At 72.1% G+C, this 4,095-nt stretch carries 5 protein-coding genes and 2 pseudogenes; 4 read left to right on the top strand and 3 right to left on the bottom strand.

What is annotated here, in order from left to right:
- The 3 genes and pseudogenes from ABZ281_RS40700 to ABZ281_RS40690 form a co-directional block, all read right to left on the bottom strand.
- A pseudogene (locus ABZ281_RS40700) lies at nt 1-363 on the bottom strand (hypothetical protein); the annotation flags it as partial.
- Nucleotides 360-734, bottom strand: a complete 375-nt coding sequence (locus ABZ281_RS40695) for a TraR/DksA C4-type zinc finger protein (RefSeq protein WP_356663006.1) — start codon at nt 732-734, stop codon at nt 360-362. The pseudogene ABZ281_RS40700 and the gene ABZ281_RS40695, both read right to left, overlap by 4 nt.
- Nucleotides 735-779: 45 nt before the next feature.
- Nucleotides 780-1,091 (bottom strand): TraR/DksA C4-type zinc finger protein, encoded by a 312-nt coding sequence (locus ABZ281_RS40690; protein WP_356663005.1) that lies wholly within the window; start codon nt 1,089-1,091, stop codon nt 780-782.
- Between the two features lie 379 nt (nt 1,092-1,470).
- Between ABZ281_RS40690 and ABZ281_RS40685 the strand changes: the two genes are divergently transcribed.
- The 4 genes and pseudogenes from ABZ281_RS40685 to ABZ281_RS40670 all read left to right on the top strand — a co-directional run.
- Nucleotides 1,471-2,424 (top strand): sensor histidine kinase, encoded by a 954-nt coding sequence (locus tag ABZ281_RS40685; protein ID WP_356663004.1) that lies wholly within the window; start codon nt 1,471-1,473, stop codon nt 2,422-2,424.
- A 2-nt stretch (nt 2,425-2,426) separates the two neighbouring features.
- Nucleotides 2,427-3,110 (top strand): response regulator transcription factor, encoded by a 684-nt coding sequence (locus tag ABZ281_RS40680; protein ID WP_298553146.1) that lies wholly within the window; start codon nt 2,427-2,429, stop codon nt 3,108-3,110.
- Between the two features lie 59 nt (nt 3,111-3,169).
- A complete protein-coding gene (locus ABZ281_RS40675; RefSeq protein ID WP_356663003.1) occupies nt 3,170-3,586 on the top strand; it encodes a hypothetical protein in 417 nt (138 codons plus the stop codon).
- Nucleotides 3,587-3,664: 78 nt separating this feature from the next.
- Nucleotides 3,665-4,095 (top strand): annotated as a pseudogene (locus tag ABZ281_RS40670) (protein translocase subunit SecD); the annotation flags it as partial.

Raw genomic sequence — 4,095 nt, 5'->3', positions numbered from 1 at the left:
AGTGGAGGCGGCGAACGGCAGCCCGTACTGCACGCCCTCCCGGCTGCGGTAGGCGACGCCGTCCAGGACGGGGGTGGTGACGATGACCATGGGCCGGGGGAAGCGGGGCAGCCGGTGGTTGAGCAGTCGCTCCAGCATCCGGGAACATCCCGGGGTGTCGATGATGGTCCCGCGCCGCACGGGGTAGACCGCTCCGGTGCCGGGGGAGGTGACGGTGGGCACGTCGACGACCGTGCCCTTGCCGGCGAGCCAGACGCGGGTGCGGGCGCTGCCCATGTCCAGCGCGATGCCGCAGCAGCGCCGGCACAGGGGCCACGGCCGGTGACGGGCCGCGTCACCGGACAGGTTGTGGGCGTCGGTCATGGCTGTGCCTCCTTGACCTGCTGGCAGCGGGCGCAGTAGCGGGCCTGCGGCACGATCATGAGCCGTTCCCGTTCGACCGGGCGCCGGCACAGGTGGCAGGTGCCGTACGAGCCCTCGTTCATGCGGGTGAGGGCCGCTTCGATGTCGGTGAGGACCATGCGGGCCGAGGCAGCGAGCTTGACGCGGACCTCGATCTGCGCCGCGGACCGCTGCCGGATCCGGTCCTCGGCCCGGGAGGTGACCGGCCCGGCGAGCAGGCGCAGTTGCTCCTGGCGGAACAGACGCTGCTCGTGAAGGTTCTCGAGCAGCGCCGCGAGGTCCTCGGCCGACAGGTGCGTCGTGCTCTCGTCGATGGTCTGGTGGTTCACCACGTCACCCCTTTGCGGCAGGGCGTTGGAGGTCCGGTACGGGCGGGGTCAGGCCGCGCGGCGCTGGCAGGCGACGCAGTGGCGGGTGTAGGGCAGGATCTCGAGCCGCTCCGCGGGAACGGGCTTCGCGCAGGCCACGCAGATTCCGTAGGTGCCGTCGTCGATGCGGGTGAAGGCGTCCTCGATCTCCTTGAGAACCCGTTCCATCGCGGTCTTCTGCGCGGACAGCAGGTGGTCGTCCGTGCCGCGCTCGGTCTCGTCGAGGGCACGCAACTGGGCCAGCCGGGAGGTGCGGGCGTGTTCCAGGCGTTGGCGGGCGTCGTGCGGGTGGGGTTCGGCCCGGGTGACATCGAGCGACATGGTCGGTCCCTTTTTCGGCTGCGTATGTCGGGTGCGCGGTGGCGCGCGTCGGTCATGCGCGGCGGGCCGGCCCGACGGCGTTGCCGGGCCCGCCCGTCCGCTGTCGGGTGGTCGTGTGGTGTCCAGCCTGGCCCGGCGCGCGGCGGATACCCATCGGGCGCGGGCCCCATTTGAACGGGGTCGAGGGGCCCATGCGGCCGCGCCATGGGTAGTGCGTGCCCGGGGAAATGGGGGCCAGGTCCCATGGACGTCAGGCGCGGTGAGGGGACAGCCTGAACGCAGGCTTGCTCAAGTTGCCCGGGCCGCGAACGCGGTGGGCTCCGCGATGGCCGACAGTGGAGGTGAGAAACGAGCTCGTAGAAGGGGAGGCGCAGGGACGGTGTCCTTGTTCTGGCGGATCTTCGCCCTCAACGCCGTGGTGCTGGGCACGGCCACGGCCCTGCTGCTGTGGGCTCCGGTGACCGTCTCCGTGCCGGTGCTGCTGACCGAGGCGGTCATCCTGGTCGGCGGTCTGGCCGTCATGCTCGTCGCGAACGCCGCGCTGCTGCGGTTCGGTCTGGCCCCGCTGGACCGGCTCACCAGGCTGATGACCACCGTGGACCTGCTGCGCCCCGGTCAGCGCCTGCCCGCTTCCGGCGGCGGTGGTGTCGCCGAGGTGATCCGCACGTTCAACGCCATGCTGGAGCGGCTGGAGCAGGAGCGGGTCGCCAGCAGCGCCCGGGCCCTGCTGGCCCAAGAGGCGGAACGCCGGCGCATCGCCCAGGAACTGCACGACGAGGTCGGCCAGAGCATGACCGCGATCCTGCTCGGGCTCAAACGGTCCGCGGACGACGCGCCGGAGGCGCTGCGCGGGGAGCTGCAGGAGTTGCAGGAGATCACCCGGGAGAGCCTCGACGAGGTCCGTCGTCTGGTGCGCCGGCTGCGGCCCGGTGTGCTGGACGATCTGGGCCTGGTGAGCGCACTGACCTCGCTCAGCGAGGACTTCGCCACACATACCAGGCTGTTGGTGACGCGCAGCTTCGATGCCGACCTGCCCGCTCTGGCTCCGGAGACGGAGCTGGTCCTCTACCGCGTCGCCCAGGAGTCGCTGACCAACGTCGCCCGCCACGCGGACGCCGGGCGGGTCACCGTCGCCCTGCGCCACGCCGACAACAGCGTGGTGCTGACGGTGACCGACGACGGCAGCGGTATCGAGGCGCCCCGCGAAGGCGCCGGCATCCGCGGCATGCGCGAGCGGGCCCTGCTCGTCGAGGGCAGCCTGGAGATCACCCCGGCACCCCGCGCCGGCACCCGCGTCCAGCTCACCGCGCCCGTTGCAAGGAAGCAGCCCTGACCATGTCCGACTCGGCCACCCCCTCCCCGACGCCCTCGAGCACGATCCGCATCCTGCTCGCCGACGACCACGCGCTGGTCCGACGCGGTGTGCGGCTCATCCTCGACCAGCAGCCCGACCTCGAAGTGGTCGCCGAGGCCGGTGACGGGGCCGAGGCCATCGAGCTGGCCCGCACCAGCGAGGTCGACCTGGCCGTGCTCGACATCGCCATGCCACGCCTGACCGGGCTGCAGGCAGCCCGTGAACTGGCCGCCCTCAAGCCGGGGCTGCGGATCCTGATGCTCACCATGCACGACAACGAGCAGTACTTCTTCCAGGCTCTGAAGGCCGGTGCGAGCGGATATGTGCTGAAGTCCGTGGCCGACCGGGACCTGGTCGCCGCCTGCCGGGCCGCGATGCGGGACGAGCCCTTCCTGTATCCCGGCGCGGTCACCGCCCTGATCCGCAACTACCTTGACCGGGCCCGCCACGGGGACGAGACTCCCGATCAGATCCTCACCCCCCGCGAGGAAGAGGTCCTCAAGCTGGTCGCCGAGGGCCACTCGTCCAAGGAGATCGCGGACCTGCTGTTCATCAGCATCAAGACCGTCCAGCGCCACCGCGCCAACCTGCTGCAGAAGCTCGGCCTGCGCGATCGCCTCGACCTGACCCGCTACGCCATCCGCGCCGGACTGATCGAGCCCTGACCCGGAGGCGGGCCCGGTCCGCACGTCACGACGAGAGAGGGGGGAGGGTGCGCCACAGCGTGCATGCAGCGTCCGTCAGCGGCACCACCCGGCCCCACTCCCCCGTCGGCGCGGTACTGGCCGTCGTCGTCCTGGCGGTGCTGACCACACTCGGCATCGCCGCTCCGCAGCTCGGCACATGGGGCACGGGAGTGGCCGGCGCACCCGTGGCCACGGACCACCACCGGCACGACGGGGCGCGCGCCGACGACGGGTGCGATGCCGTCTGCGTCGTCCGGGCGGCCACCCGCCACGAGCAGCCGCACGGTGAGCATCCGGCCCCGCGCGGACACCTCGGCGCCTGCGGCCAGAGCGCGGACACCACGCCGTGCCGGCTTCCGAGCCCGCACGGGGCGCCGACCGAGCACGTGCCCACCTCGCAGCCGAACACGGCGCAGGACCAGGGGCGGGCGCCCCCGGTGTTCTCCGGCACCTGACGCCCCTTCCCTTCACCCGACCCGCCCCGCAGCGGCCCCCGACGGCCGCCACCGTGGTGTGCCTTCCGGAGGCTCCCGTTGAACCGTTCCCTGCGCGTGAGGGCACTGCTCGCCCTCGGCGTGCTCGCCCTGTCCCTGTACGTCGCCGTCACCGTGCCGATCCGGCTCGGACTGGACCTGCGCGGCGGGACACAGATCGTGCTCGAAACCCGCTCCACCCCCACCGCCGACGCGGACAGCGCGGCGACCGACCGCACCCTGGAGGTCCTGCGTGGCCGCATCGACGCGCTCGGCGTCGCCGAACCTACCCTGGTGCGCTCCGGCGACCACCGGATCATCGTCGAACTGCCCGGTGTGCAGGACCCCAAGAAGGCCGCCGACGTCCTGGGCCGTACCGCGCAGCTCACCTTCCATCCCGTGCTCGGCGCCGCGGACGAGGCCGACGACACCTCGCGGCCCCTGCCGAAACGCGAGACCGTCATCACGGTCGTCGGCAATCTTGTCGACGA

The sequence above is a fragment of the Streptomyces sp. NPDC006265 genome, from assembly GCF_040613555.1.
Classification (GTDB): domain Bacteria; phylum Actinomycetota; class Actinomycetes; order Streptomycetales; family Streptomycetaceae; genus Streptomyces.
Note: the sequence above shows the minus strand (reverse complement) of the source record. Positions and strands in the feature narration are given on the sequence as shown.

What these genes read in the sequence shown, in the direction of transcription:
- ABZ281_RS40680 (WP_298553146.1), top strand. Translation starts at nt 2,427, where the DNA reads ATGTCCGACTCGGCCACCCCCTCCCCGACGCCCTCGAGCACGATCCGC.
- ABZ281_RS40690 (WP_356663005.1), bottom strand. Translation starts at nt 1,091, where the DNA reads ATGTCGCTCGATGTCACCCGGGCCGAACCCCACCCGCACGACGCCCGC.